Here is a 26,394-nt window from a genome sequence, read left to right as displayed (position 1 = left end):
GCAGCCCCTTAAATCCACAACTTCTTGAAGTCACGTCCGCCAAAGATCAGGTTGACCATTGCGCGGGTCACCATGATGGCCGTGAACATCGAGGTAAAGATCCCGAGGGACATGGTCACTGCGAAACCCTTCACCGGGCCGGTGCCCATGGCGAAGAGAATGCCGCCGACCAGCAAGGTGGTCAGGTTGGCGTCGAGAATCGCGGTGAATGCCCGGCCGAAGCCTTCGTTGATTGCCCGCTGCACCGTCATGCCAGCGGCGATCTCTTCACGAATCCGCGAGAAGATCAGTACGTTGGCGTCGACCGCCATACCCATGGTCAAGACGATACCGGCGATACCCGGCAGGGTCAGCGTAGCGCCCAGCAACGACATCAGCGCCAGCAGCAGCACCATGTTCACCGCCAGCGCGACGGTGGCGATGACGCCGAAGAAGCGGTAGATGGCGATGATGAACAGCGACACGAACAGCATGCCCCACAGCGACGCATCGATACCTTTGGTGATGTTGTCAGCACCCAGGCTCGGACCGATTGTGCGCTCTTCGGCGAAGTACATCGGCGCAGCCAGACCACCGGCACGCAGGAGCAGCGCCAGTTCGGACGACTCGCCCTGACCGTTCAGGCCAGTGATGCGGAACTGCGCACCCAGCGGCGACTGGATGGTCGCCAGGCTGATGATCTTCTTCTCTTCCTTGAACGTCTGCACCGCGACGTCTTTCTCGACGCCATCCACCACTTGCTTGGTGTAAGTGGTGACAGGACGCTGCTCGATGAAGATCACCGCCATGCTGCGACCGACGTTGGAACGGGTCGCGCGGCTCATCAGCTCGCCGCCGTGACCATCCAGACGGATGTTCACTTCAGGCGTGCCGTGCTCGCCGAAACCGGCCTTGGCGTCGGTGACCTGGTCACCGGTGATGATCAGACCACGCTCGATCTGCGCTGGTGGACGGTTGCCTTCACGGAACTCGAACGATTCGGAAGTGGCTTTCGACGCACCCGGCTCAGCGGCCAGACGGAACTCGAGGTTGGCCGTCTTGCCGAGAATTCGCTTGGCTTCGGCAGTGTCCTGCACGCCCGGCAGCTCAACCACGATGCGGTTGGCGCCCTGACGCTGCACGATCGGTTCGGCAACACCCAGCTCGTTGACGCGGTTACGTACCGTGGTCAGGTTCTGCTTGATGGAGTATTCACGGATTTCCGCCAGCTTGGCCGGGGTCATCGCCAGACGCAGCACCGGTTGACCGTTGAGGTCGGCCGGAACAATGTCGAAATCGTTGAAGTTCTTGCGGATCAGCGCACGGGCCTGTTCGCGGGAGTCTTCATCGCTGAAGCCCAACTGAATGGCACCGCCCAGTTGCGGCAGGCTGCGATAGCGCAGCTTCTCTTTACGCAGCAGGCTCTTGACGTCGCCTTCGTAGACTTTCAGGCGCGCATCGAGGGCTTTGTCCATGTCCACTTCGAGCAGGAAGTGCACACCACCGGACAAGTCCAGACCCAGCTTCATCGGGTGCGCACCAAGGTTGCGCAGCCATTGCGGAGTGGTCTGTGCCAGGTTCAGCGCGACGACGTAGTCATCACCCAGTGCCTTGCGTACAACGTCCTTGGCCGGCAGCTGATCTTCAGCCTTGCTCAGACGGATCAGACCGCCCTTGCCACCTGCGGTCAGAGTGGCCGCCTTGACGTTGATGCCGGACTCTTTCAGCGCTGTGCTGACGCGAGCCAGATCGGCATCATTGACCTGCAGGGCCGTGCTGGCGCCGCTGATCTGAATGGCCGGGTCATCGGGGTAAAGATTGGGAGCGGAATAAATCAGACCGATCGCCAGCACCGCCAGGATCAGAATGTATTTCCACAGAGGGTATTTGTTCAGCATCACGCCGCCCGTTATGAACGCGGGGCGCCTTGCGCGCCCCGTCGATTGAGTAGAAATTGTTGCTCTTAGATCGCTTTCAGCGTGCCTTTTGGCAGCGTGGCGGCGATAGCGCCTTTCTGGAACTTCATTTCCACGGTGTCGGAGACTTCCAGGACGACGAAGTCATCGGCAACTTTGGTGATCTTGCCGGCGATGCCGCCAGTGGTCACGACTTCGTCACCCTTTTGCAGGCTGCTCAGCAGGTTCTTCTGCTCTTTGGCGCGCTTGGCCTGTGGACGCCAGATCATCAGGTAGAAGATGACCAGGAAGCCGACCAGGAAAATCCACTCGAAGCCGCCGCCCATTGGGCTTGCAGCAGCCGGTGCAGCTGCGTCAGCCATGGCGTTAGAGATAAAAAAGCTCATTTAGCACTCCAGTTGCAAATGTTGAATCTTGGGGTCAGAAAACTCAGTCCAAAGGCGGGACGGGAAGTCCGCGTTTGGCGTAGAAGGCATCGACAAAGGCGGCCAATGTACCCTGTTGAATAGCCTCGCGCAAACCAGCCATCAGCACCTGATAATGGCGCAAGTTATGGATGGTATTGAGCATGCTGCCGAGCATTTCGCCGCACTTGTCCAGGTGATGCAGATAAGCGCGCGAGAAGTTCTGGCAGGTGTAGCAATCGCAGGTCGGATCCAGCGGCGATTCATCATGGCGATGGAACGCGTTACGGATCTTCAGCACACCGGTATCGATGAACAGATGCCCATTGCGGGCATTACGGGTTGGCATCACGCAATCGAACATGTCCACACCGCGGCGCACACCCTCAACCAGATCTTCCGGTTTGCCAACGCCCATAAGGTAACGAGGTTTGTCAGCGGGCATCTGACCCGGCAGATAATCCAGCACCTTGATCATTTCGTGCTTCGGTTCGCCCACCGACAGACCGCCGATGGCGAGGCCGTCGAAGCCGATCTTGTCGAGGCCTTCGAGCGAACGCATGCGCAGGTTTTCATGCATGCCGCCCTGGACGATGCCGAACAGCGCTGCGGTGTTGTCACCGTGAGCATTCTTCGAACGCTGGGCCCAACGCAACGACAACTCCATCGATACGCGCGCGACGTCTTCGTCAGCCGGGTACGGCGTACATTCGTCGAAGATCATCACGATGTCGGAACCGAGATCGCGCTGCACCTGCATCGACTCTTCCGGGCCCATGAACACTTTGGCGCCATCGACCGGAGAAGCGAAGGTCACGCCCTCCTCCTTGATCTTGCGCATCGCGCCAAGGCTGAACACCTGGAAGCCGCCGGAGTCGGTGAGAATCGGGCCTTTCCACTGCATGAAATCGTGCAGGTCGCCGTGTTCCTTGATCACTTGAGTGCCAGGACGCAGCCACAGGTGAAAGGTGTTGCCCAGAATGATTTCCGCGCCAGTGGCGACGATGTCGCGCGGCAGCATGCCCTTGACCGTGCCGTAGGTGCCGACCGGCATGAACGCCGGGGTTTCGACGGTGCCACGGGGGAAGGTCAGGCGACCACGGCGAGCCTTGCCATCGGTGGCCAACAGCTCAAAGGACATTCGACATTCGCGACTCATTCTGTTTCCTCTGGGCCCGACTGTTCAGGGGCAGTTGGAGCGGGATTGCGGGTGATGAACATCGCATCCCCGTAGCTGAAAAAGCGGTAACCGTTTTCAACGGCGGCCTTGTAGGCGGCCATGGTTTCGGGATACCCGGCAAACGCGGAAACCAGCATCAACAACGTGGATTCCGGCAAATGGAAATTGGTCACCAGGGCATCGACCACATGAAACGGCCGGCCTGGGAAGATAAAGATGTCGGTGTCGCCACTGAACGGCTTGAGCACACCATCGCGCGCCGCACTTTCCAGCGAACGCACACTGGTGGTGCCGACCGCGATCACCCGACCGCCACGCGCGCGGCATGCCGCCACGGCATCGACCACATCCTGGCCGACTTCCAGCCACTCGCTGTGCATGTGGTGATCTTCGATCTTCTCGACGCGCACCGGCTGAAACGTTCCCGCGCCCACGTGCAAGGTAACGAACGCCGTCTCGACGCCCTTGGCAGCAATCGCCTGCATCAGCGGCTCATCGAAATGCAGCCCCGCCGTCGGTGCCGCCACCGCGCCCAGACGCTGGGCATACACGGTCTGATAACGCTCGCGATCCGAGCCTTCATCCGGGCGGTCTATATAAGGAGGCAACGGCATGTGCCCGACGCGGTCGAGCAGCGGCAACACTTCCTCGGCAAAACCCAACTCGAACAACGCGTCATGACGCGCGAGCATCTCGGCTTCGCCACCACCGTCGATAAGGATCTTCGAACCCGGCTTGGGCGACTTGCTGGAGCGCACATGAGCCAGCACGCGGTGCGCATCGAGCACGCGTTCGACAAGAATTTCCAGCTTGCCGCCGGACGCTTTCTGCCCGAAAAGCCGCGCCGGAATCACCCGGGTATTGTTGAACACCATCAAATCGCCCGGGCGCAAATGCTCAAGCAAATCAGTGAATTGACGGTGTGCCAGGGCGCCGCTCGGCCCATCGAGGGTCAGCAGGCGACTACCGCGACGCTCGGCCAACGGATGGCGGGCGATCAGCGAATCAGGAAGCTCGAAAGTAAAGTCAGCAACGCGCATGATGGGGTTCGTCTAGCAGGGCCGGAAAGTCTAGCGGAAATATCAAAAATTGACCATGAAACGTGATTGACCAACGGTAATCACCTCTCTATACTTCGCCGCCATTGAGCCCTGATGGCGGAATTGGTAGACGCGGCGGATTCAAAATCCGTTTTCGAAAGGAGTGGGAGTTCGAGTCTCCCTCGGGGCACCATATAGCAGTATCTGAAAGTCTCTACCAGACTTTCAGACCCAGAGAAACCGGCCACTTGGCCGGTTTTTTTGTGCCTCTCTGTTCATGCCTGTCTCCCCCTATCCGTTGTATCCCTGTATCCCTGCTTGTATCCTGAGAAAAATACCGAACTTTGGGATACAAGGATGAAGCGCGCAGACATCAAGCGCCGCCCTCTCGCTGACACGACACTCGCGGGATTGGAGCCGGAATCAAAGGAATACCGAGAGCTGGACGGAAACGGCCTCTATTTCAGGGTCAAACCTGATGGAGGCAAGTCTTGGCAACTTCGCTACAAACGTCCGGCGGGCAATTGGGCTTGGATGGGGCTCGGGGGTTACCCGGAAGTAAGTGGCGCGCTGGCACGAGACAAAGCCGCTGATCTACGCAAAGTAGTTAGTAGCGGCGCCGACCCACTTGAACAAAAGAGATCCGCGAAAGCTGCTATCGACGCGGCCAAGACTCGAACCTTTCGAGCTGCCGCTGATGCCTGGCTGAAGGCAAAAGAGGAAAAGGGACTCGCACCCTCCACTCTCAACAAAATCCGCACCTACCTCGACAAAGACATACTCCCGGCACTGGGAGATAAGCCGCTAGACGAAATAACCCGTACCGACTGCGCAGAACTCCAAGCATCAATCGAAGCCCGAGACGCACACAACGTGGCGGAGAAGTGCCGCACATGGATAAATCAGATATTCGGGCGGGCCATCGGCTTGGGTCTTACCGAAAACGATCCTGGCAGTCGCCTTCGCGATATTGCGGCCCAAGCCCCAAAGACTCAACAGCACCCACATCTGCTGGAGCCTGAGCTGGCTGAATTTCTCCAAGCGCTCAAAAACACTCCAAGTAGGCTGACGGCCCGCACTGCTGCATGGCTTTGTGTATGGACGGCATCAAGGCCGGGGATGGTCCGCCTGGCTGAATGGAATGAGTTCGACCTTGATAAAGCCATTTGGACCACACCAGCCGCCAAGATGAAGATGCGTCGGGATTTCGTATGCCCCCTTCCTCACCAAGCTGTTACTGCGCTTAAAGAGCTGCACTGCTTAACAGGACGGAGTCGCTGGCTATTCCCCGGAGTCGGAGCGAAAAATCCAACCATCAGTGAAAACACGATCAACAAGGTCTTCGCCACCATTGGCTATAAGGGGCGCCTTGTTGGGCATGGAACTCGCCATACAGCGAGCACATTGCTTCGAGAACATGGTTGGCCGAAAGAACATGTTGAGGCACAGCTTGCTCACAAAGAAGAAGGAATCTCAGGCGTATACAACAAAGCCCAATATCTTGAGCAACGCATAAAGATGATGCAGTGGTATGCGAATCATCTTGATGCATTAGAGGCAGGGAATGTATCGCAGGTACAGTTTGGAAAGGTTGTATGAGAGCAAAAACACGTACCCCTCCTAAAACAGGTGTAACCAGTGTTACGCGTGTAACGCATCACATCAACCCATTGAAAACATTGAACTTATATCGAGTTACACCGTATCTGACGCCCCCATCAACCGCGTGTTACGTCAGCGGGATGTGTAACGGACGCGGAGCCACATGCTCCCTGTCGGCAACCTCTTTCCAGGGCATTGCTCGCAGGGTCAGTCATTCTTTGAGGGGGCGAGGGGCGCTCTGATGGAACACACACTTGGCACCAGAGATTTGGAAATTGAAATCGCCGGAGTAGATGTGACCAGTCTCCTTTGGGATTTTGACGAGGTCGAGCAAGCCGTCCGCGAGCTAGCGTTGTATAGCCATTTTGCTGAGAGCTTTCGCGACGCTTTTGCGTGTATCGATAACGCAACCTTCTTCTGGTTAGAGGATGGTCGGTATGCTGATTGCGCTGATTCAGTGACAAAAGCAATGTTTCATCTCCGCGCCACAATTGAAGAGCACTTCAGTTTTTCCGAAACCACGTCACTGCCGAGAGTCGTCCGCCGCTTCCTCGGGATTGATCATCCGGCAAGCGACACTCAGCTCGTAGCGACATACGCTCTCATACAAGCAGTTCAGGCGGTCGAAGCCCTTGCAAACTGGCTATTTGATTTAGAGCTATCTCTATACGACTTGGATGTCGATCTGATAGAGCAGCTAAGACAAACTGATCCTCAGCAGTACCTTGCACTCGTAACACGAGCGCGAAGACGAGATAGCAGCTCAGAAATCATTGCTCGGGAAGACTTCGCCATTTTCAATGGCGAGGCCTCCAAGATCTTGATGCTAGCGTCTCTCTATCAACAGGCTGATTTCAGCGATGGTCTGCGTAACGATTTCGCGGCATCAAGCTTTCTAAGAAGTGCATTGGATAAGGCCTTTGCGGCTAAAGCTTCAGCAAGAGCCCAAGCTGCTGGAAAGGCGAATAGAAATCCAGGCGCAATAAAGCAGGAAAACAGCCACAAACTTTTCGAGGAAATTAGTACAGCCGCGAGAAGCCAAATATCCAGCAATCCAAAAATATCCGAAACCGAGCTAGTCAAAACGATAGTCGCGCAGGGCAAAGCATCTGCGCCGACCGTGAGGAAGCACTTAAGGAAAGGTGGATTTATTCCTCGATAATTTTTCAATTTCACAAAAAGCAAACCATGTTTGCTTTTTTTTCGCCCCCTAGTCTGTGCCTGTCTCTCACCATAAAGGCACGACTATGACTATCTCTATTGCTACCGAAACAAACTCCCTCTCCCATCGCGACCCGGCCACAACCCTGATCAGAATATCTGAGGTCATGGCCATCATTGGCTTAGCTCGCCCGACCATCTACAAGCTTATGCAGTGCGCTGAAAGCGGCTTTCCGCGCCCCGTAAAATTAAGCATGAGCAATGCACGCGGCGCTCCTGTCGCGTGGGTACTTGGCGAAGTTCAAGCTTGGGCACGTAGTCGCATTGAGGCACGTGACCAGGTGGCCGCATGAAGCGCAATTACTGCCCTTTCAAGGGACCATTCTTCGATTCGTACAGCATCGGATTCCGGCTCTATCAACCTGGTGAAATCAACTGGCGTCATCGCACCATTGCGGGCGTGAGCTGGAACGGCGAAGAGCAAGAAGCGTTCTTTTTCAACCCTGACGGTCTCGTACTTCCACTGAAAGCCAACCCTTGGGAGCTGCCAGAACTGATCCGCAAAAATGCGGTACGCAGAGAGTTTTCGAGCGTCCACGGTTCCGGCTATTTCGCTATGAGCGAAAGCCGCCTCGCCTCGTTGAAATCGCGCGGCATGACCGACTGGGTTACCTACTGGCTCGTCGATCAATCAGCGGGATTCGCGAACGATCAGGCCGTATGGCAACGCATCACGGATGAGGATCTCGCCGTCGAGAAGAGGACAAGCGAGCGCGCTCATCAAGATATGCGCTTGACCTCCGACCTGAACGGTTATGTCGAGGAGTGTGTTGCACAACGCCGCGAGCAAATGGCCGTTGTTCAACGTCGTCGCTGTGTTGAAGACAGCAAGATCCTCGCCTGGCTCAAAGGCGAAACACCGCCTCCATTGCTCGCTAATGCGCAGGAGGCAGCATGAATCGCAAGATCGCTGATAACGCCTTGATGCATCCGTTCTCCGTACTGCGCCGGATCGGATTTTCCACTCGCCTCATGCAGCGTCTTGAACGCCACCGCAGCCGACAGGAAAAGCGAGGCCGCGTGGTCAGCGTACTGAGTTGGGCCGACGGCACCTGGTGCGCCCTCTCCCTCCACTGCGAAAAAACCGGCGCGGTGATCGTCGACGAAGGCCAGCAAACCCAAGCCTACGAAGATGCCCGCTCGATGCTGCGCGGCGGCTTCCTACCCCTCCTATCCCTGCGCTGGGAAGCCCATGCCTGAAACGAAAACGCCTCCGGGGGCGATCCGGAGGCGTTGAGGTCAATCTACATGCACGAACAATTTATGCCGCACCTGAAAAAACCGCAAGCCATCAGCGCAGTTGCACTTTCGAAAAACGGACGTTACTCTCTGACCGTCGCTGTAAAATCAGCGACCGGGCGTGGAAACCCGTTTGAAAACTTGGCGCACAGGCGCCCCCATTACGATTGCAGGCGTCTTTTTTTACGCCTGCGATTTCGAGTTATGGCGGCTGTGTGTGGGCAGGCTTCGGCCTGGCCGGGTTCCAAGTTTCCCGGTATTTCCACCCCATGCACAGCTGCCACCCAATCCCGTGGAAAGGATCGTGGCAGTTCCATAGTCAAAACTTGGAGCGCCACTCATGCACGCCCTCAATCCGTCCAAAATTCGCGCCTCTGCACATCGTGCAATGGCTCTCGCCGCTTTACACGCCAATTCCAGCCTCGCTACACGTCTCTCCCGTTACAACGCCCACATGGCCAAAGCCCGCGCACTCGAAACCGCAGGCGGTGCCCAATGAATAACGCTTTGAGTTTGGCCCTGCCCGAAGACCTGCTCTGCGTGAATCCGTCCGCAGAAGCCGGTGTACCCATCGACGCCATTACCTGTGCCATTGCTCGTGCCGACTCGGTTCTGACGCTGCTTGAAGAACACTTCGAAAACGACTCCTCGCGCCTCGCTAATCATGTCATCGCCGCCGTCCTCTGGGACGTGCGCGGCACTCTCGGTTTGATTAAAACACTGACCTTACACGGCGACTCGACTTCGACACCTGCTGCGCAGAAAGGCGGTGCGCTATGAGCACCTCCACCACCCTCGGGCATGCCACCTTCACTCGCGTGAACGCCTCCGATTTGAAGTTGTTCCGGGTAAATGCCGGAGTGCCGGTCGAAGACGCGCTGGAGATGGTTTCCCTGCTGCAGCATCACGCCAATCAACTTAACTTCGACGCCGCCATGAGCGACAGCGGTGAGCGTTTCAGCTGGCCTGCTCTGTACCTTGGCGAAATGGCTAAAGCGCTGATCGATGACATCAACGACGCGCTGTTTTTGCCGAGGGCTGACGCATGAGCCAACGCCCGAGCACCTCCGCAAAACGTCCAAGCTTCGCCGACGTGAAAGCCGCCGCGCTGAAAGACATTGATCGCGTTCTGTCGCACTGGCTGCCCAATGGCAAGCGCGTTGACGGAGGCAAGGAATACACAGCACCCAACCCAACCCGCAGCGATAAGCGCGCCGGTTCGCTCAAGATCAATCTGAGCAAGGGCACATGGGCGGACTTTGCTACCGGCGACAAGGGCGGCGACCTGATTGATCTGGTGCGCTATCTGGACGGCGGCACTGACGTCGAGGCCTGCAACAAACTCGCAGACCTATTGAATGTTGCGCCCGGCACCGCCCAGGCGAAGACAGCGCCTGCCAAGACAAAAAATCCTGAGTGGGTTGCCATTCAGCCGATACCAGCGGAGGCCATGAACAAGTGCCCTGCCAAGCATAGGCAGCACGGCGTGCCGTCGATGGTCTGGATCTACCGTGATGCGCAAGGCCAGCCGCTAATGGCGCTCTATCGCTTCGACTTCGCCCCTGACGAGGACGGTAAACCGAAGAAGGTTTTTGCACCCCTAACATGGTGTCAGCGCGCCGATGGCCAGACCACGCAATGGCGCTGGCAGGGTCTGCCCGATCCACGTCCGCTGTTGCGACTTGATGAACTCGCTCAGCGCAGTGACGCGCCAGTGGTTTTATGCGAAGGCGAAAAAGCTGCCGACGCTGCCGCCGAACTGCTGCCGAGCCACGTGGCCACCTGCTGGCCGAACGGTTCCAACTCTTGGCACAAAGCCGACCTGACACCGCTGAAAGGGCGCGATGTACTGTTGTGGCCTGACAACGACGACAGCGGCAAAGCCTGCATGAACACCATCGCCGAGAAGCTGCTCGTAATCGGCGCCGCGTCGGTAAGGCTCATCGCGCTGGAGGTATTCAAGCGCAAGCCCACGCAGAAGAGTGGCCGCGCCGCCTTCGCCAAAGGTGGTCAATGGAATGACGGTGATGACGCTGCCGATGCGCTCATCAAGAATTGGACAGCCGCCCATTTCGCCGAGCTGCAAAGCAGCGGCGAGCTGTATGGTTTGGTCAAGGAAAAACCAACCACGGAGCAGACTCAAGCAAAGCCGGAAGCGAGGACGAAACCCGCAGCCAAGCGCCCGACAAAATCGAAAAACGATCTGATGCCCGGTGGCTTTCGACTCACGTCCGAAGGTGTGTTTTATGCCGGTGACGACGGCGAAGCGCGTCCGGTGTGCTCGCCATTGGAGATTCTCGCCCGTACTCGCGACGACAAAGGGCAAAACTGGGGATTGTTGGTCGAATTTGACGATCCCGACGGCGCCAAGAAACGCTGGAACATTCCGGCGCGCACCATGACGGGTGACTTCGGCAAAGACGTACTCGGCCCGCTGGTAGACATGGGCCTGCGGCTTGCAGGAAGTCGTTCAGGACGCAATGCACGCAATGACCTGCAGAGTTACCTCGGCGGCTTTGACAGCGCCCAACGGGCACGACTGGTCACGCGCTTGGGCTGGCATGACACCGCCTTTCTACTGCCCGAGCAGCAAGTCGGCGCGCACAGCGAACACCTGCACTTCTACGAGGCCGGTTCTCAGCTTCCGCCGATCAGCGAAGCGGGCACGCTTGAACAATGGCAGGAGCAGATCGGCGCGCTGTGCGTCGGCAATCATCGCTTGGCGTTTGTCGTCGGGGTGGCCTTCGCAGGGCCGCTGCTGCACATGCTTGGTCATGAATCGGGCGGCTTTCACTTGTACGGCGATAGCTCCGGCGGCAAGACCACGCACTTGCAAGTTGCCGCCTCAATCTACGGCGGACCGCGTCTGGTGCGTTCGTGGCGGTCGACCGATAACGCGCTCGAATCCATTGCCGCCGCGCATTCCGACGGCCTTCTGGTCTTGGATGAAATCGGCATGTGCGACCCGCGCATCATTGGCGAGACGGTGTACATGCTCGGCAACGGCACAGGCAAGGCACGCGCCAACGATCGAGGCCAAGCTGGCCGACAGGTACAGGAGTGGCGCCTGCTATTTCTCTCCACCGGCGAGAAGACCTTGGCCCAGCACATGGCCGAAGCGAACAAGGAACTGAAAGCGGGTATGGAAGTGCGCATGCTCGCTATCCCGGCCGATGCCAGCAAAGGCCTTGGCATGTTCGATGTGCTTAACGGTTTTGAGGATGCGGCGGCACTGTCCGACGCGCTCAAGGCTCGCGTAGCGAAGTATTACGGCACGCCGCTCACGGCATTCCTGACGGCGCTATGTGAACCCGGTAAGCGTCACGGCTGGGCAGCCATTCTGCGCCGCACGCTGGAAGGTTTTATCGCCCAGTCGTTACCGGCGTCGGCCAGTGGACAAGCGCACCGTGCCGCCGCTCGCTTCGGTCTCGCCGCTGCAGCGGGCGAGTTGGCCACCGCGATGGGGATCACCGGCTGGCCCGACGGAACCGCCACCACTGCCGCCCGTGTGTGCCTCAACGCATGGATGAACGAGCGTGGCGGCGCCGGTAACTTCGAGGGCGATGCAATCGTGGCGCGACTTAGACAGATCATCGAGCGCTTCGGTGAAAGCCGCTTTACGCGTTGGGAATCGACGGCGGCAAAGATCGACGAACACGGTCCGCGCACCATCGACCGACTCGGTTTTCGTAAGACGTTGGAACACGGTCTGGGGGATTCCCTGCACACCACCAACACCTACTACGTGCTTCCCGAATTATGGCGCTCGGAGATCTTCCGAGGCATGAACATCAACGCGGTGAACAAGGAATTGCTGCAGCGAGGTGTTCTAGAACCCGGGAAGGACGGTAAGGCGTCGAGCCTCATCCGGCTACCCGGCCTCGGCACGCAACGTTGCTACATCGTGAAGACGATTCCGGGAATGGATGAGAGCGAGGCTCGGGCTGCCTGAGGGCATCTCTGCAGATCGAGGTAGCGCCGGCTAACTCCCGGCCTCGCCAGCCACTCAACAAACCCATAATCGAATTGAACAGAGACTAAACACATGAACGAGATTCAAGACCTGAAAGACCGTCGCGATCATCTGCGCAGCGAGGCAAAACAGCTGCACGCCGAAATGCTGCCCCTTGAGGCGGTGCTGGAAAGTGAGGAAACCATCGAGCCGGCTCAGGAGCGCGCACTGCGCGACACGTACAACGAGCTAAAACGGAATTTCGATTCGCGCAATCTCAATGCTGACCTTTTGGATCGGAGGATCAGTCGCAGTGAAAACCTCGCCAATTGCGAATCCTTGATGACGGGGTACATCGAGACAATGGATAACTGGAAGGCTGATGAGCAGGAGCTGAACGAAAAGCGCCAAAGCCTGAGCACCCGCCTGGAGCAGATTCAAGTACAAGCGGAAGAGGACATGGCCAAAGCCCGTCAGGCTGAAACGGACGCTGCCACTGCGTACGCGCAGGCCGTTGCATGGGGCGATACCGAAGGCGAGAAAACCGCGAACGTCGACGCACAAAAGGCCGCAAAGAACCTGACAACTGCCGCCGAACATAACCGTCGGCAACACTTGATCATGGCCGCGCTGGAGCAGGAGCTAGTCACCGTAGATAAATACATCGCAGAAGCTCAGGCAAAGCATGAAGAGATAGAGCGCACCGCCCTGTTGCTCTCGCAGACAGTGCTCGAAGAGAAGTGGAACGAGGCTGCTAAAGCGTTGTTCGAGGCGGGCGGAAAACTGTGGGCGAACTACAACCTTCTTGGCCGCGACCAGATTGGACTCATGAAGCTGGTGGTTCCAGAGCAAGGCGAGAACTTTGGGAGATGGACATGGGAAGAGCTATCAGCTCGGTCGCGCCAGTACCGCGCGCGGGACTTAATCCTGCTCGACGGCATACCGACACCGCTCCAACCTGAAGTCATGAGCAACCTAGAACAACGTAAGGATGATTGCAATGAACAACCCGATACAGAACAGCGCCAGTTGGTCTGACACGCTCAAAACTCGGAAGGCCCATCTCAATGCCCTCTTGAAGACCATCAACGCAAGCCCGGGCAAATCCAGTCCAATACAAACGCTGACGATTAAGGCGATCAAATCAGAAATGACGCACATTGACAACCAACTGAACCGTCGAAAATAGCGCTGAACTATAACCAACTCGTTTCATCTTAATAACTAAGAACGACCACTTCGGAAAGGGAAAGACAATGTCCAAACTCGCAGAGTACCGCCAGCTGGAAAAACACCTCGCTGAGCAGCTCCAGGCACTGGAAGCACTGAAAGGAGATGATGGACTGAAGAAAGAAATCGAGTTCGAAACCAAGCTGCGCAAGCTGCTCGAACACTATGGGTTCAGCCTGAAGCACATCATCAACATTCTAGAGCCGCAAACCACGGCGAGGCGTCCAGGTGCAACTCTGGCTGCGAGCACACGTAAGCCACGGGAACTCAAGGTCTACAAAAACCCAAATACCGGTGAAGTGATCGAAACCAAAGGTGGCAACCACAAAGTTTTAAAAGAGTGGAAAGGGAAGCACGGCGCAGACGTTGTCGAGGGATGGCTGACGAAGTAAAAATAGCTTCACATGAAAAAGGGCCCGCTGGGGCCCTTTTTGCTTGCGGTCCTGAACCCAAAACATCAGCAGACAAGTCGAAGAGGAAATGGCGAAAGCCCCCGGGCAGCCGAGTATTTTAACAAAAAATTTGATGGCTGACTTTTCGACCTCAAAGAGAAGCCAAACCCCCCAATATACAACTCGAGGCAATCACATATGCTAGGCCCTATGAAATCTAGCCGAGCTCACGCAACGGATGATATATACTTCCGGAAGAGACCACCGATGAGAGAATCAACAATACGGATGGCCCTGCCCGACATTATATTAACAAGCGAAAAACTCGTGGAGTTGAACTGACAATGAGAGATTCGGACATAATTCTGACAAAAGAAGAGCAAGTGCTATTTTTGTCGATCAAGTTCAATTGGAAGAGTCATGAAGAATTGCATCACTCACTTGAGCCGATGAGGTTACTCGCCGAAAGCCTTCTTGAAAGAGGCGCAATTCCAGCCGTACGTATATCCTATTTCACTGATCCAGATTTTAATCCAGGCGGAAGGGGTAAGTCGCGCAAAGAAATTTTTGAGCGCAATGGAACCTCTGGAAATGAAATTCTCTGTCATCCCCACTTTCTGAAACATCTTGAGTACTTTGTGTGCGGGCCTAAACTCCCTGCTTTGGCAATGGAGACCTTCAAAAGGGAGACTTTATGCTCAGGTTATTTGTCAGGTGGCGACATCAATGATTTAACGCCTTTCGCAAGATCATGCGTACGAACAAACGGTTTAGATCCTCACACCGCTGCGGAGGAGTTCTTTAAACTCGCTATTGAATGCGGTGCATTGCCTACCTATGCAGAAACTGTACGTAAATCAGTTCGTGCCATAAAAAAATGAAAGCAGCTCACTGAAACGTTTCATTGCAGCAGTCTCCATAGATGCAGCGGCGTGGGTAGCCACGCTATATCGTTAGCATGACCGCTGCCATGGTCGTCCTTCAGCTACTTACATGGGCATCTGGACAGAGTTGTGGCAAAGCTGTAGCGTCTCTGACTTGCGTGGGTCTGTGCTTCAGCTAAAGTTGCCGCACACTTCACCTCTTCTGATAACCGTGAGTAGAGTTCGCCTAATGAGCTTAGATTTCTTAGAAACGCGATTCGACAAGGTCAGCTATCTTCAAAACCTGCTGATCGCTCAGGCTACAGGGAAGCCTGCTGACTCAAGTGAATATCAACAACTCCGGAACGAGTTGCTTAATGACAACGATATTGCCAGTCGGCTGCCTTCATGGCTAAAGCACCATAGAGATCTTGAGTCATTCTGGGGCTTTATTCAGCCTAAATTCAGCACATATGCCGAAAGACGAACTTATCTATCGCAACAATTTACAGCGTTACTTGACGAACTAGAATTTGGAGCGACGCCATCAACAAACCAAAAAACTTCAGCTTTCAACCCTCCACCACTTCCCCAAAACTTGAATACCACTCCAACTTCCAACATTTCAGCTAATACCACGACTGCTAGAAACAAGCGGAACGTGTTCATTGTACATGGGCGGGATAACGAGGCTAAACAAGAAGTCAGTCGCTTCATTGAAAGCATCGGGTTGAAATCGATTATTCTTCACGAACAAGCGAGCGGTGGACGAACCATTATCGAAAAAATTGAGCATTACTCTGGTGAGGCCGACTTTGCCATTGTGCTCTATACTGCATGCGACCAAGGCCGTGGGCATCATGAAAAACAAATAATTGGCCCAAGAGACAGAGCACGACAGAATGTTGTATTTGAGCATGGCTACTTGATGGCGAAGCTTGGGCGGGAAAATGTTTGCGCCTTAGTCAAGGGAAACATCGAAACACCTAACGACATCAACGGTGTAGTTTATGTAAATCTAGACCCAACAGGTGCATGGCAGCGAGAAATCGTTAAAGAACTTAGGGCGTGCGGCTATGAAGTTACCGGCTGGTAGTAGCCAATTCAATTGAAATAATTACAAATATAGGTTTTGAAAATCGACCATTTCTGTACCCACAGCGTCAGCTTTCGGCTATCAATCGGGCTTAGCTCGATATCGAGATAAAGGCCTAAGACCTCTTGAAAATAGACAGTCGGACAAATGCTTTGAAACGCAAATGCCCTGAACTGATTCCCATGAGGCAGCCATGAGCTAAAATCCTAACTAGAGATAATTATATCTCCATCTAAAACGGTTTGGAGTGCAACCCCTAACTCTTCCAGCCTATTGATTGAGCAATGCCTTGCCAAGCGAAACATCAAGCTTTCAGTGGAGGCAGAGTTTCCTCCTTTGTAACGAATAAACATATCTAGCATAGGCAGCAGGAAATCCTTGCCAGAAACCATGTCAATGGTATGGAGATCTTTTGAATTTTCACGAATCTGCTCAATAGTTGAAAGCCATATTGCTTCCGTTGTGAATTGTAACGATTGATTTTTTATCTCTTCAGCCAGTTGAGCGATTTTAGCTAGGTCGGGCTCAGGGCCCCTTTTTCTAACTTTTTGCGTGGAGATACTTTGGTAACCTAGAGATACAGTTTTGAGCGTGGGGGCGAGAAGTCTAGCGGTAGCAAATACTAAAAATAACTCTCGAAGCGGGTCGCTCGCGTAATTGAAAAACGCCTCCCACTCCTCAGAAGTTAAAGCTTTATCTGGCATTATCTTTCCTGAAGACTCGACTATTATTTGTCTTGACCCAGCCAGGCAGAACAGGTAGTTCTCAATACAGTAAGATTTAAGCTGGAATAAATTTTTCAATCCAACCTCTCTAACTTTTAGTATTAGATCTAAGTCACCATCGATTAAAAACAATGCCGGAGAAGGGTCGTTATACCGCTTACATAATTCGACCACGTTGCCGCGCCCATTTAACGGTATTACCTTCTTTATTTTTTTACCATTTGGTATTAATCGACCAAGCAACTCCAGATAAAACACTTCTGAGTCTTTATCCTCAACATATACCTCTAGGTCCTGTAGTGGACGATATAGTAGTCCAACACTCTCCAATGCCGATGACGGCCAGACTGGCACTCCACCGATCATTGGCCATCCCCTTTATAAAGAGGTATGTAAAATTTATTGCGGCCTCCTATGATTGCTGGAGAGTGCGTAGCCAGTATAATCTGCAACTCTGGACTAGCTGTTTGGACTGCCTCAACGAACATTTCTTGCCATGCAAGATGCAAGGACAATTCCGGTTCATCTACGATGAATATTCCGTTTTTTGGCAAGCTTGAATTAAGGCAGAGATGAGCAAGGATAATTAAAATTTGCCGTTCCCCAGATGACATTACCGTGAGCGTTCTTTCGGCTGAGGCGATGAATATTTTTATCTCCCCTCTGTTCGTAACAACAATTTTCTTGCTTGTTTGCTCGAAGAAAGAGTTAACGAGAAGTGCAAACTTCTCAATTTCAAAGTTGATTTCTAGCTGTTCTTTTTCATATTCATCAATTAGTTTTACGAGTCTATTTATCCTGCCAAGCTGATGACTATTTACGAACCACTTTGCAAGAACTCTAGAATTCTCCTCACTATATAATTTTTTCTCCATCTTCTGAGGAGGGATAGAATCTATTTCCTTGGTTCTATGTGTCGCACTGTTTTTTGAACTTGGACGAAATGAGCTGGAACTGGGGTTCAAGGTTGCAAGGGCGCTCTTCGCTAGAGAAGTTAGGTTGGCAAAGAAACCATCCAGAAGGCTTTCAAACTCTTCAGTCTCGAAATCTAAATTTTTCAGTGTTTTTTTGATGGTGGCTTGCTTAGCTTTTAAGGTGAGAATCACTCGCTTATCTGGAAACGGCATTTGCTCTTGTATGCCATTTGCAGCAGCAAAAGAATCGAGAATTATTTTATTTCTGAGCTTTTTATCTGCTGCGGCTTGCTTTTCTTTCGCCTCGGCACTTTTTTTGGACACGATCGCGAGGGCATCTTTCATGCTGCCATCTAACTCGCTGGTAAAGTTCTTTGGCTTGGGCATCATCCATCGAAAATCTAGCTCTTCGGGTTTTGCATCTTGAATAAAGCGACGATCCAAACTTAGGTACATTGGTGGAATAATAGAATCAATTCGCTTAAAAACTGAATTCGATCTAAGTCTGTTAGTCACGGCTTTATCATCTGAATATAAAACTTCAGAGATATTAGCCGACATCCACTCATTGGAATCAGACGTATTAAAAAAAATTGAATCACCGTCTTGCAAACATCTAATGGCAAGCCTGGACTGAATTAACTCATCAAAAAGAACCACAGTTAAATTCTCAAACTTAATTTTCGCCAACTCCTCTATCGATGGCGTAAGCAAAAAATTTATTAAGTTGAGAGCGGTTGTTTTTCCAGAGCCGTTAAGACCGGCAATGAAATTTAAATCCTCATTAAAGTTAATATTGAAGTTTAAAAACTCGTGTACGGCATTAGCCTGAAAGCTCAGTATTTTCAACTCTATTCCTTTAGATCAAAATAATAGGTCGGTTGCGAAAAGTGAAAAGGCCGAACCACCACATGCGTTGCCCTTCCCACCCACTATTATGTGCCAACTTACGCTAGCAAGGTTGCGTTACGCCGTCTACATGCTTTCCGCATTTGAGCGAAATCGGTTATAGGAGAGGGTGCCATTCCGTCACGGCGAGTATTTCCTCCAGGAAAATCCGCAGTCGATCCAGCTTTTTTATGCCACGCTCTCTTATGTCGATAAGGGGGGAAGGTAGACAGCTATCGCTGACTGAACGGTTGCTTCTGGCGGGAAACAGCTTGTTGCGGCTACTGGATGATCGCTAGCAAAGCTGACGGACCTATGATTACAGACCGCTAACCGTATTTAGCAGCTACGCAGGAAGCGGGATCTCTCTCCTCGTGTGCCCTAGGCGTGACTGCATCTACTCCGCTTCATACATCAGAAGCGTTACACCAGATGGCTCAGTTACACGCTTCATGAGCGGGATGCGAAGGCGGTGTAACATTAATAATATCCAATAAATACAATAGTTTACAGATACCCGTTACACCAGTTACATCAGTTACACCAGATTTGAAAGGGATATACATCCCCCACACCCCGTAAGCATCAATTCCATCAGCGAACATCAGGGTTATCTTACGCCGGATGGTCCGGGCCCCTGAGCATTACTGAATGGCACGGGGCGTAAAACCCGCCGGACTTTGTTAGCGAACAGTTGCCCAACTTAGTGAACAGGTGAACCGGGTGAACACACGGTTCACCAGTGCAATTGCACAGATGTGAGAGGTTGCCGGGGACCCTGAGCATTTCTGATGACACGGGGCACAAAACCCGCGTGATCTTGGCAGTGGCTGATTTTTGTACATTGGTTGACAGGTTGACTTGGTTGACGGCCCAAGGTGTCCATAATCATCAACACAAAAGGCCATCGTTACCGCTGCGGTAACGATGGCCTTTTTTCAGCAGAATTCTTTCGATTTCAACGCCTGAAATTTCAGTAACTTTGAAATCCTCCCACTAACACAGTCCTGCGGGTTTCCGACCCCGTGTAAAAGGGAAAACCTCAGGGGCCCCGGCTTGAATTACGATAGGTGTACGACAACACGACTCAAGGATGTGACATGTTTTGGAAGAGAGACAATAGAGTTCAAGTGGAGCTGGTGACGCCTGTGATGCTCACCACTCATGGATGCGCGACCTCTCAGAAGAGCGAGGCTCCCGCTACAGTCATACGAACCGTAGACAAAGACCTGGCCTTCAAGCTGGTGGCCAGTTTCGCAATTTTCCTGCAAACAGCTTTGACCGTTTACGGGTATCTGGAGCTCTCTGCGTTCTATGAGCAATTCGGCATTTATACCAGCGAGCTTGAGCTCGGAACTCCAACCGTCTTGCTTGCCGGCTACAGCTACAGTTTTTCAAGCATCATGAATTCAGTGGACGACGTTCCTTTTGTTGGCCCTGCCGTGCCTGGATTCATCTCCTTCACGATCGCTCTTGCTTTCGTAACCTTGCTGATGAGCGGGGTTAGGAAAATGGCCGACAACCTTTTGATGGCGGTCGTTGGCGCAGTACTCCTATTGATGCTGTTCGTCGCTCCAGTTTGGGGAGTCGTGCACGGTCTTGAGCGAGGGAAGATTGGACTTAAGTCAAATACGGGATTGGACTGGAGCAAAGGTGTCAGCAAGGAGTACAGCATCGTCACAAAAGACAAAAGACGTCTCACCGGCCATTTGGTTGTGGCAGACACGAAGAGCACGTTCATTCTTGTAGGCACCACTGTCTACAAGATCGACAACAAGACCAACCTGGTGGTCCGGGAAAATACACTGACACCGAAGACTGAGAGTTCGCATTAATGGGGTTGCACCCTGCGTGATAACACCGGCACGCCGCAACACTAGTCAGGTGGTTGCGTAACGTCCGTCTCCAGCTAATCTCCAGACCTGTTGAGTGCCTACCGTATAGGTAACGTTCGGCGGTGCGCTCTTCTTGGGTAACGACCATCTCCCACATGGAAGCGAGGCCGCACAGATGCAGACCTTCATCATCAATCAAAATCAGCAGTCCAACGGTGATCACGAAGTACACAACACAACAACCGGTTGCATTTTCATGCCCCTGCTGGACAACCAAATACCCTTGGGAAGTCATTTCACCTGCACAGGAGCAGTGACGGAGGCAAGGCGAAGGTTCGCAGACGCTAGGATCAATGGCTGTTACTTTTGCTGTGCTCCATGCCATACGACATAAGTCAAAACTTCAGGGGCACCATGAGCGATCTGTTTGCCTTATAATTGACCATCGAACCTGCAGGGCTGGTTAGCTTGTATCCCTGCATGTATCCCGAGCCATATGATTCGCCTGCAAGCCACGGATTATATAGAGCACTACAGTCTCCCTCGGGGCACCAACACAGAGAAAAAGGTCTTGCGAAAGCAAGGCCTTTTTTTTCGTCTGGAGGAAAGTGGGGCGTTGATTTTTTGCATTTGTGAGACGCCGAGGATTGCGCTCAACAGCGGCCTAATCCCCAGACGCTGAAAGAAGCAAGGTGCTGAGCAAATAGCGCTTGATGACCTTTTCAGGAGCGTTATCAACCGGCAGTAGACGGCAGGATTACAAGATAGTAGCGTCGCGCCACCACTCTCAGTCATGTAAAGGATTACGTCATGCTTCTCTCTGTCGTTCGGTGTGCTGCATTTGCCAGTTTGCTATCAACGCTCGTCGGGTGCTCCGCGGTAGGCGTGGTAAGCAGTTCGGACCCTCATCAAAAGCTGGCCGATGCCAATGCTTTGGTCGATCAGAATAGACCGTTGCCTGCAGAGCGGCTCATTGTCGAGACGCTGACGATCTGCCAGACCACGGCGGATCAGCTTTGCTTTGCCGATGCGTACCGAAGTTATGGTTTGTTTTTCATGTCGCCTACTTTGGGTGGTCAATGGGCGAATCATTACACCACCAACGGCTTTCTTGATCGCACAGCTACCTACAGTGCTCGCTACGAGAAGGCCAACGAGTACTTCGAAAAGTCACGGGCAATTTATGCGCAGGCCGGCAAGTTCGATGTCGTGACCAATATCAATCTCAACCGTGGTTTCGCTTATGAGATGGCGGCGAACAAGCCGTCCGCTTGCAGTGCCTACAACGACAGCCTGGCGGCCAGCCATGAAAATCTACGGCTACAACCGGGAGCCGTGATTCGAGTGCCGGAAAAATACGGCACGTTTGAGAATTACATCGCTTTGCAGAAGAAACGCGTGGGATGCGATAGCCAAGGCTGAGCCCATTAGCGAACAATCTTTCAGACCACCTTCAAGCGCGAGGAGCGGCGGGACACGCGGCTCCAGCGCAGTGCCTGCCTGAACTGGTTCCAACGTCGTGAGTCAAGGCGCGCTATCAAAATGGATGTCGAGGTTGTGCCAGCCTGTGACGCCAGTTGCCCGATCGCTTGTTGCCCCCAAATGCGATCACCGCCCGTATAATCACGCCCGCACAACAGACCTCCACCGGCATTTTGCGTATTGGTTTGAAGCCCCCCTTCTACGACAGACATCCCCATGGAAACCTCACTGGAAACCGTCGCCCTCTTCTCCCTAAAACTCGCCTACGAAGAAGAAGGCCTCAGCCCGATCCTGCGCGATGACATGGTCATGGGCGACTACCAAAAAGACGTTTTCGAATTGCTGGTGAAGCGCGGCGATGTCGAGTCCATTCAGTTCAAGCTGAACGAATGCCTGAACCTCGCGCTGGATGCGCTTGGCGGGGTCGAGAAGCCGTTGGGGCGGGAGTTGCGCAAGTTGTCGGCGGAGTTGGCTCAGGCGCGATCCGTGGAGCAACTGGGTCAGCCGCTCCTCGCACTGAAGGGGTATTTGCGCGACATTCTTTGAGTGCCGCGCGGTGGGTTCTTACAGCAGGTAGCTGGAGATGTATTTGGAGATCTCCACCATCGAGGTCTTGCCGGTGAATTCGAATTTCACTTTGCCCAGCGATGAAAAGTAGATCTCCAGTTCCGAATCCAGATCGAAAGTGCCCGAAGTTTCCACGGAGTAGGCGACGATGTTTTTGTAGGGCAGTGAGGTGAAATCCTTTTTGCTCCCGGTGATGCCCTGGACGTTGACGGCGATGATGCGCTTGTTGGTGAAGACCACGCCGTCACGCATGGCTTTGTAGGAATCGATGACTTGTTCGCCTTCCAGTAGTAGTGCGGTGACGCGCTCGGCGTACTCATCGTTCTGCTTGAGTTTGAAGAAGCCCTTGTTGTTGAAGTCGATCATCTGTCCATCCTCTGAGTAAAAAAACTCCCGGTAAAGCTTTGGCTCAGTGACGCGCCCTTAATGCAAAAGTGGCGCGATGCCAGTATTTTGTTATCTTGCGCCCAAATCTTTCGAGAGGCACTGACGCCTACCCGATCAAAGCGTTTTTCTGGAGTGGATTGCAATGGATGGGTGGCTTTTTGTACTAGCTCTGGTCGTGACGTGGGTATGGGTTGTAGGCGAACGAGGTGATTGGAACCTGGTGACAGCCAACCTCGCCGGATGTTTCGCTGGCTGGGTTGTCGGTTTGGTAGTGAAAGCGGTGTACGAGGGTTTCGTGGGCGGCACAAGCATGCAATCGTCGCCACACGTCGTGCGATCCCTGCTGATGGTGCTCAGCAGCCTTGGCGCGTTCGCCGGCGTTTGGATTTGGGTGGTGCACCGCAAACGCCCCACGAGCAAGTTGACACGCCATATCATTGGCGCTGCTTTTGGCATTTTTGCCGGTTTCGATACGCTGATGCTGCTCACTCGGTTCATTCCTTTGAGTGCCTGACAGGGCGGACCGACAGGTTTGCTATCGTGCAGCCCTGTTGGAATGATTCGTGTGTCATCTAAAGAATTTCAAGGTTTGAGGAAAAGGATCAAATGGAGTTTCTGTATTTCCTGTTGTTTTTGCTCGTCTGGGGCCTCATGTGGCGCTGGGTGATGAAAAACCGCGGCAGCTGGAATCTGTTCTTTGGCACGTTCGCTGGTGTTCTGGCCGGGTTCATCGTCGCCCTGGTGGTACTGTCGATCACCCTCGCCTTATTCCCTCTGGCGCCGCGCTCCCCTGTCGAACAAACGCAAAGCAACGAGGCTGAAATCTCCTCTTCTTCCCCCGCGCCCGTTACACAAACCGTGTCCAGGTTGATGCCGGTGATCGCCTCCACGCCGGATACTTCCGACAACCTTGTCGACTATGTCGCCAGCGCACCTCAGAACGAGCCCTCTCCGCCCGAGTCCGCGCTGTTGCCGAACTACAGCGAACGCCTGCCCTCTTCGCTGCTCGAAAGGGATTTCAAGGACATCATGGGCAATGACTTTGTCGTGTCGCGCCGGCTGGCGGGCAGCAATGCGAATGCGGACAGATCGCTGATGGCGTTCATGATGTGCGACCCCTTCATCAAGCGCGCCATGCGTTTTGCAGCAGCGACTTCCATCGCAGGTGCCGAGAGCGCCAGCAGCCATCGGTTCAAAGATCAGACTTACAGCATTAACGGCACCCTGACCGCTCGCAACATGTTGGGCGACGATGTCCCCTATGCCTACGATTGTTCAGTTCAGCAAGTGGACGGCAATAATCCTGACAAGGCCGCATGGCGACTGCTCGGCCTGAAGTTGAAAAAGGTCGACTCTTAAGACTCATTTAAGGGATCAAGGTGCCGGCTGCGCTATCATCGCCGGCCTGTGCGCCTTGAGCTTTACCCTGATGTTTTCAACACCCGATGACCCGATCTCGCTGCCTCCTGTACTGGCCGGCCCGCTGCTGCGACGGCTGGAGCCGACGCGCGTGGTGCTGTGGCTGGTGGGCTCGCGTGAACTGTCGCTGACCTTGCGCCTGCAGGGTGTAGGAGATATTCCGCTCGACTCGGAGAAATGCACGGTCATTGCCGTAGGCCGTCATGCCTTTGTGCATCTGATCGACGTTCAACTTGAAAGCGCCCTGCCCTGCGACACGTTTATCGATTACGACCTGCTGATTGATGACGCCATCGGCATGGCTGAATGGGCACCGCATCTGCTTTACGCCGGTGCCACCTGCGCGAACCTCGTCGTGCGTTCACGGATCGACCAATTGCTCCACGGCTCCTGCCGCAAGCCGCATCATCCGGCAACCGATGGTTTGCTCTGCGTCGATCAACTTCTGGCCGACGAAACCGATGCGCAACAACGTCCGGCGCTGCTGATGATGAGCGGTGATCAGGTATATGCCGACGACGTCGCCGGGCCAATGCTGCGGGCGATTCATGCCTTGATCGAGCGTCTGGGTCTGTTCGATGAGCACCTTGACGGTGCCGTGGTCAGCGACAGCGCCAAGCTCTACCAACACCCTGCCAGCTATTACCACCGTGCGGATTTGTTACCGGCGCTGGAGAGCAACGAGACCTTGCGCGAGCGATTTTTCGGTGGCGCGCGTAAGCCGATTTTCACCAGCAGCAGCGCCGACAATCACCTGGTGACGTTCGCCGAAGTCATGGCGATGTACATGCTGGTGTGGTCGCCGACGCCGTGGTCGCTGATCAATCCGAGCGCGCCGACGCTGACGCCGGAACGCCTGAAGCGCTACAACCTTGAGCAGACGCGTATCGATGCGTTCAAGGCTGGCCTTGGCAACGTCGCGCGGGCGCTGGCGCATCTGCCGAGCCTGATGATTTTCGATGATCACGACATCACCGATGACTGGAATCTCTCCGCGCAGTGGGAGGAAACCGCCTACGGCCATCCGTTCTCCAAACGCATCATCGGCAACGCGCTGATCGCCTATATGTTGTGCCAGGGCTGGGGCAACAATCCGGATGCCTTCAAGGGCGTGCTGGAGCAGACTGCGCAACTGAGCGCCAGTGGCGATGACGGCTATCTGGACATGCCGGTGCAGGATGATCTGATTGATCAGTTACTGCGTTTTCAGCAGTGGCATTTCGTGTTGCCGAGCAGTCCTGCCCTGGTGGTGATCGACACGCGCACGCGGCGCTGGCGCAGCGAGATGGCCCTCAAGCAACCGTCGGGCCTGCTCGACTGGGAGGCCTTGAGCGAACTGCAACAGGAACTGCTCGATCACCCTTCGGCAATCATCGTGTCGCCGGCGCCGATATTCGGCGTGAAGCTGATTGAAACCGTGCAGAAGGTGTTCAGCTGGTGCGGTTATCCACTGCTGGTCGACGCGGAAAACTGGATGGCCCATCGCGGCGCGGCCCAGGTGATCCTGAACATTTTCCGACACTCGCGCACACCCGGGAACTACGTGGTGCTGTCCGGCGATGTGCATTATTCCTTCGTCTATGAAGTCCTGATCCGCCACCGCAAGGCCGGCCCACGGATCTGGCAGATCACCAGCAGCGGCATCAAGAACGAATTCCCTGCAACCCTGCTGGAATGGTTCGACCGCCTCAACCGCTGGCTCTACTCACCACGCTCGCCGTTGAACTGGTTCACCAAACGCCGGCTGATGCGCATCGTCCCGTATACCCCGGAACATGCCGAGGCCGGGGAACGGCTGTGGAATTCGGCGGGGATTGGACAGGTGTATTTCAATGAACAGGGGCAGCCGAGCAAGATTGTTCAGCACAACTCGAATGGGGCGGTGAAGACGAGGATGCTGGCGCCGGAGGTTGAAGATGCGCCGGATTGAAGCAGTAGCCATTTCCTACATCGGCTAGGTCATGGGATGACGAAATAAGGGCTTCGCGACACTGAACAGGACGGAGGAGGATTACAACCTTCTCAGAAACGTCTCGAATATTACTGAGCGATACTGATTGAAG

At 54.2% G+C, this 26,394-nt stretch carries 25 protein-coding genes and 1 tRNA gene; 19 read left to right on the top strand and 7 right to left on the bottom strand.

Annotated elements, in window-relative coordinates; translation table 11 throughout:
- Window positions 1-8: 8 nt before the first annotated feature.
- From secD to queA, 4 genes are all read right to left on the bottom strand, one after another.
- Window positions 9-1,877, bottom strand: coding sequence for a protein translocase subunit SecD (gene secD, locus AEQ63_RS18495; protein WP_016773318.1), 1,869 nt, complete (start codon window positions 1,875-1,877; stop codon window positions 9-11).
- 65 nt (window positions 1,878-1,942) lie between these two features.
- Window positions 1,943-2,281 (bottom strand): preprotein translocase subunit YajC, encoded by a 339-nt coding sequence (yajC, locus tag AEQ63_RS18490; RefSeq protein ID WP_016773317.1) that lies wholly within the window; start codon window positions 2,279-2,281, stop codon window positions 1,943-1,945.
- A 43-nt stretch (window positions 2,282-2,324) separates the two neighbouring features.
- The gene (tgt, locus tag AEQ63_RS18485) at window positions 2,325-3,440 is read right to left on the bottom strand and encodes a tRNA guanosine(34) transglycosylase Tgt (protein ID WP_160768392.1); all 1,116 of its coding nucleotides are present in this window, start codon (window positions 3,438-3,440) and stop codon (window positions 2,325-2,327) included.
- A gap of 14 nt (window positions 3,441-3,454) precedes the next feature.
- Complete coding sequence (gene queA, locus AEQ63_RS18480) at window positions 3,455-4,519, bottom strand: tRNA preQ1(34) S-adenosylmethionine ribosyltransferase-isomerase QueA (protein WP_064364335.1); 1,065 nt, start codon at window positions 4,517-4,519, stop codon at window positions 3,455-3,457.
- A gap of 108 nt (window positions 4,520-4,627) precedes the next feature.
- On the opposite strand from queA, the gene AEQ63_RS18475 reads away from it, so the two are divergent.
- The 13 genes from AEQ63_RS18475 (at window position 4,628) to AEQ63_RS18420 (ending at window position 16,114) form a co-directional block, all read left to right on the top strand.
- Window positions 4,628-4,712, top strand: a tRNA-Leu gene (locus AEQ63_RS18475).
- Between the two features lie 164 nt (window positions 4,713-4,876).
- A complete protein-coding gene (locus tag AEQ63_RS18470; RefSeq protein WP_064364334.1) occupies window positions 4,877-6,118 on the top strand; it encodes a tyrosine-type recombinase/integrase in 1,242 nt (413 codons plus the stop codon).
- A 244-nt stretch (window positions 6,119-6,362) separates the two neighbouring features.
- Window positions 6,363-7,283 carry a hypothetical protein gene (locus AEQ63_RS18465; RefSeq protein WP_064364368.1) on the top strand — a complete coding sequence of 307 codons (921 nt, stop codon included), beginning with the start codon at window positions 6,363-6,365 and terminating at the stop codon, window positions 7,281-7,283.
- Window positions 7,284-7,368: 85 nt separating this feature from the next.
- Window positions 7,369-7,635, top strand: a complete 267-nt coding sequence (locus AEQ63_RS18460) for a helix-turn-helix transcriptional regulator (RefSeq protein WP_064364333.1) — start codon at window positions 7,369-7,371, stop codon at window positions 7,633-7,635.
- Window positions 7,632-8,240, top strand: coding sequence for a hypothetical protein (locus AEQ63_RS18455; RefSeq protein WP_064364332.1), 609 nt, complete (start codon window positions 7,632-7,634; stop codon window positions 8,238-8,240). The genes AEQ63_RS18460 and AEQ63_RS18455 overlap by 4 nt, the downstream gene beginning before the upstream one ends.
- Window positions 8,237-8,542, top strand: a complete 306-nt coding sequence (locus AEQ63_RS18450) for a hypothetical protein (RefSeq protein WP_064364331.1) — start codon at window positions 8,237-8,239, stop codon at window positions 8,540-8,542. The genes AEQ63_RS18455 and AEQ63_RS18450 overlap by 4 nt, the downstream gene beginning before the upstream one ends.
- A gap of 534 nt (window positions 8,543-9,076) precedes the next feature.
- A complete protein-coding gene (locus AEQ63_RS28990) occupies window positions 9,077-9,361 on the top strand; it encodes a hypothetical protein (protein WP_064364330.1) in 285 nt (94 codons plus the stop codon).
- Window positions 9,358-9,630, top strand: coding sequence for a DUF3077 domain-containing protein (locus AEQ63_RS18440; protein ID WP_064364329.1), 273 nt, complete (start codon window positions 9,358-9,360; stop codon window positions 9,628-9,630). Before AEQ63_RS28990 ends, AEQ63_RS18440 begins: the two co-directional genes overlap by 4 nt.
- The gene (locus AEQ63_RS18435; protein ID WP_064364328.1) at window positions 9,627-12,533 is read left to right on the top strand and encodes a DUF927 domain-containing protein; all 2,907 of its coding nucleotides are present in this window, start codon (window positions 9,627-9,629) and stop codon (window positions 12,531-12,533) included. The genes AEQ63_RS18440 and AEQ63_RS18435 overlap by 4 nt, the downstream gene beginning before the upstream one ends.
- 93 nt (window positions 12,534-12,626) lie before the next feature.
- Window positions 12,627-13,571 (top strand): hypothetical protein, encoded by a 945-nt coding sequence (locus tag AEQ63_RS18430; RefSeq protein ID WP_064364327.1) that lies wholly within the window; start codon window positions 12,627-12,629, stop codon window positions 13,569-13,571.
- Window positions 13,572-13,789: 218 nt separating this feature from the next.
- A complete protein-coding gene (locus AEQ63_RS18425; RefSeq protein ID WP_064364326.1) occupies window positions 13,790-14,155 on the top strand; it encodes a histone-like nucleoid-structuring protein, MvaT/MvaU family in 366 nt (121 codons plus the stop codon).
- Window positions 14,156-14,499: 344 nt separating this feature from the next.
- Complete coding sequence (locus tag AEQ63_RS28280; RefSeq protein WP_152972388.1) at window positions 14,500-15,036, top strand: hypothetical protein; 537 nt, start codon at window positions 14,500-14,502, stop codon at window positions 15,034-15,036.
- Between the two features lie 232 nt (window positions 15,037-15,268).
- Window positions 15,269-16,114, top strand: a complete 846-nt coding sequence (locus AEQ63_RS18420) for a TIR domain-containing protein (protein WP_064364325.1) — start codon at window positions 15,269-15,271, stop codon at window positions 16,112-16,114.
- 206 nt (window positions 16,115-16,320) lie between these two features.
- On the opposite strand, the gene AEQ63_RS27355 is transcribed toward AEQ63_RS18420, so the two are convergent.
- Both AEQ63_RS27355 and AEQ63_RS18410 read right to left on the bottom strand, forming a co-directional pair.
- Window positions 16,321-17,205, bottom strand: a complete 885-nt coding sequence (locus AEQ63_RS27355) for a DUF4435 domain-containing protein (protein ID WP_082367897.1) — start codon at window positions 17,203-17,205, stop codon at window positions 16,321-16,323.
- Window positions 17,202-18,602 carry an AAA family ATPase gene (locus tag AEQ63_RS18410; RefSeq protein ID WP_064364323.1) on the bottom strand — a complete coding sequence of 467 codons (1,401 nt, stop codon included), beginning with the start codon at window positions 18,600-18,602 and terminating at the stop codon, window positions 17,202-17,204. Before AEQ63_RS18410 ends, AEQ63_RS27355 begins: the two co-directional genes overlap by 4 nt.
- 1,139 nt (window positions 18,603-19,741) lie before the next feature.
- Between AEQ63_RS18410 and AEQ63_RS18405 the strand changes: the two genes are divergently transcribed.
- From AEQ63_RS18405 to AEQ63_RS18395, 3 genes are all read left to right on the top strand, one after another.
- Window positions 19,742-20,476 (top strand): hypothetical protein, encoded by a 735-nt coding sequence (locus AEQ63_RS18405; protein ID WP_064364322.1) that lies wholly within the window; start codon window positions 19,742-19,744, stop codon window positions 20,474-20,476.
- 810 nt (window positions 20,477-21,286) lie between these two features.
- The gene (locus AEQ63_RS18400) at window positions 21,287-21,898 is read left to right on the top strand and encodes a hypothetical protein (RefSeq protein WP_064364321.1); all 612 of its coding nucleotides are present in this window, start codon (window positions 21,287-21,289) and stop codon (window positions 21,896-21,898) included.
- Between the two features lie 276 nt (window positions 21,899-22,174).
- Window positions 22,175-22,504, top strand: coding sequence for a hypothetical protein (locus tag AEQ63_RS18395; protein WP_042608348.1), 330 nt, complete (start codon window positions 22,175-22,177; stop codon window positions 22,502-22,504).
- A gap of 18 nt (window positions 22,505-22,522) precedes the next feature.
- Here AEQ63_RS18395 and AEQ63_RS18390 read toward each other — a convergent pair whose 3' ends face one another.
- The gene (locus AEQ63_RS18390; RefSeq protein WP_039761415.1) at window positions 22,523-22,891 is read right to left on the bottom strand and encodes a PH domain-containing protein; all 369 of its coding nucleotides are present in this window, start codon (window positions 22,889-22,891) and stop codon (window positions 22,523-22,525) included.
- Between the two features lie 163 nt (window positions 22,892-23,054).
- Between AEQ63_RS18390 and AEQ63_RS18385 the strand changes: the two genes are divergently transcribed.
- The 3 genes from AEQ63_RS18385 to AEQ63_RS18375 all read left to right on the top strand — a co-directional run bounded on the left by AEQ63_RS18385 (window position 23,055) and on the right by AEQ63_RS18375 (window position 26,261).
- A complete protein-coding gene (locus AEQ63_RS18385; RefSeq protein ID WP_042608349.1) occupies window positions 23,055-23,426 on the top strand; it encodes a hypothetical protein in 372 nt (123 codons plus the stop codon).
- A gap of 92 nt (window positions 23,427-23,518) precedes the next feature.
- Entirely contained in the window at window positions 23,519-24,271 is a 753-nt protein-coding gene (locus AEQ63_RS18380; protein ID WP_064364320.1) for a hypothetical protein, read from the top strand.
- A gap of 70 nt (window positions 24,272-24,341) precedes the next feature.
- Complete coding sequence (locus AEQ63_RS18375; protein ID WP_064364319.1) at window positions 24,342-26,261, top strand: alkaline phosphatase D family protein; 1,920 nt, start codon at window positions 24,342-24,344, stop codon at window positions 26,259-26,261.
- Window positions 26,262-26,394 lie beyond the last annotated feature (133 nt).

The organism is Pseudomonas sp. RIT-PI-o, from assembly GCF_001297215.1.
Lineage (GTDB): Bacteria > Pseudomonadota > Gammaproteobacteria > Pseudomonadales > Pseudomonadaceae > Aquipseudomonas > Aquipseudomonas moraviensis_A.
The sequence above is the reverse complement of the archived record's forward strand: the minus strand, read 5'-3'. Positions and strand labels throughout refer to the sequence as shown.

What these genes read in the sequence shown, in the direction of transcription:
- tgt (WP_160768392.1), bottom strand. Translation starts at nt 3,440, where the DNA reads ATGTCCTTTGAGCTGTTGGCCACCGATGGCAAGGCTCGCCGTGGTCGC.
- AEQ63_RS28280 (WP_152972388.1), top strand. Translation starts at nt 14,500, where the DNA reads ATGAGAGATTCGGACATAATTCTGACAAAAGAAGAGCAAGTGCTATTT.
- AEQ63_RS18435 (WP_064364328.1), top strand. Translation starts at nt 9,627, where the DNA reads ATGAGCCAACGCCCGAGCACCTCCGCAAAACGTCCAAGCTTCGCCGAC.
- AEQ63_RS27355 (WP_082367897.1), bottom strand. Translation starts at nt 17,205, where the DNA reads ATGATCGGTGGAGTGCCAGTCTGGCCGTCATCGGCATTGGAGAGTGTT.
- AEQ63_RS18450 (WP_064364331.1), top strand. Translation starts at nt 8,237, where the DNA reads ATGAATCGCAAGATCGCTGATAACGCCTTGATGCATCCGTTCTCCGTA.
- AEQ63_RS18405 (WP_064364322.1), top strand. Translation starts at nt 19,742, where the DNA reads ATGTTTTGGAAGAGAGACAATAGAGTTCAAGTGGAGCTGGTGACGCCT.
- AEQ63_RS18385 (WP_042608349.1), top strand. Translation starts at nt 23,055, where the DNA reads ATGGATGGGTGGCTTTTTGTACTAGCTCTGGTCGTGACGTGGGTATGG.
- AEQ63_RS18460 (WP_064364333.1), top strand. Translation starts at nt 7,369, where the DNA reads ATGACTATCTCTATTGCTACCGAAACAAACTCCCTCTCCCATCGCGAC.
- secD (WP_016773318.1), bottom strand. Translation starts at nt 1,877, where the DNA reads ATGCTGAACAAATACCCTCTGTGGAAATACATTCTGATCCTGGCGGTG.
- AEQ63_RS18375 (WP_064364319.1), top strand. Translation starts at nt 24,342, where the DNA reads ATGTTTTCAACACCCGATGACCCGATCTCGCTGCCTCCTGTACTGGCC.
- AEQ63_RS18430 (WP_064364327.1), top strand. Translation starts at nt 12,627, where the DNA reads ATGAACGAGATTCAAGACCTGAAAGACCGTCGCGATCATCTGCGCAGC.
- AEQ63_RS18465 (WP_064364368.1), top strand. Translation starts at nt 6,363, where the DNA reads ATGGAACACACACTTGGCACCAGAGATTTGGAAATTGAAATCGCCGGA.
- AEQ63_RS18380 (WP_064364320.1), top strand. Translation starts at nt 23,519, where the DNA reads ATGGAGTTTCTGTATTTCCTGTTGTTTTTGCTCGTCTGGGGCCTCATG.
- AEQ63_RS18425 (WP_064364326.1), top strand. Translation starts at nt 13,790, where the DNA reads ATGTCCAAACTCGCAGAGTACCGCCAGCTGGAAAAACACCTCGCTGAG.
- AEQ63_RS18420 (WP_064364325.1), top strand. Translation starts at nt 15,269, where the DNA reads ATGAGCTTAGATTTCTTAGAAACGCGATTCGACAAGGTCAGCTATCTT.
- AEQ63_RS28990 (WP_064364330.1), top strand. Translation starts at nt 9,077, where the DNA reads ATGAATAACGCTTTGAGTTTGGCCCTGCCCGAAGACCTGCTCTGCGTG.
- AEQ63_RS18440 (WP_064364329.1), top strand. Translation starts at nt 9,358, where the DNA reads ATGAGCACCTCCACCACCCTCGGGCATGCCACCTTCACTCGCGTGAAC.
- queA (WP_064364335.1), bottom strand. Translation starts at nt 4,519, where the DNA reads ATGCGCGTTGCTGACTTTACTTTCGAGCTTCCTGATTCGCTGATCGCC.
- AEQ63_RS18390 (WP_039761415.1), bottom strand. Translation starts at nt 22,891, where the DNA reads ATGATCGACTTCAACAACAAGGGCTTCTTCAAACTCAAGCAGAACGAT.
- AEQ63_RS18470 (WP_064364334.1), top strand. Translation starts at nt 4,877, where the DNA reads ATGAAGCGCGCAGACATCAAGCGCCGCCCTCTCGCTGACACGACACTC.
- yajC (WP_016773317.1), bottom strand. Translation starts at nt 2,281, where the DNA reads ATGAGCTTTTTTATCTCTAACGCCATGGCTGACGCAGCTGCACCGGCT.
- AEQ63_RS18395 (WP_042608348.1), top strand. Translation starts at nt 22,175, where the DNA reads ATGGAAACCTCACTGGAAACCGTCGCCCTCTTCTCCCTAAAACTCGCC.
- AEQ63_RS18400 (WP_064364321.1), top strand. Translation starts at nt 21,287, where the DNA reads ATGCTTCTCTCTGTCGTTCGGTGTGCTGCATTTGCCAGTTTGCTATCA.
- AEQ63_RS18455 (WP_064364332.1), top strand. Translation starts at nt 7,632, where the DNA reads ATGAAGCGCAATTACTGCCCTTTCAAGGGACCATTCTTCGATTCGTAC.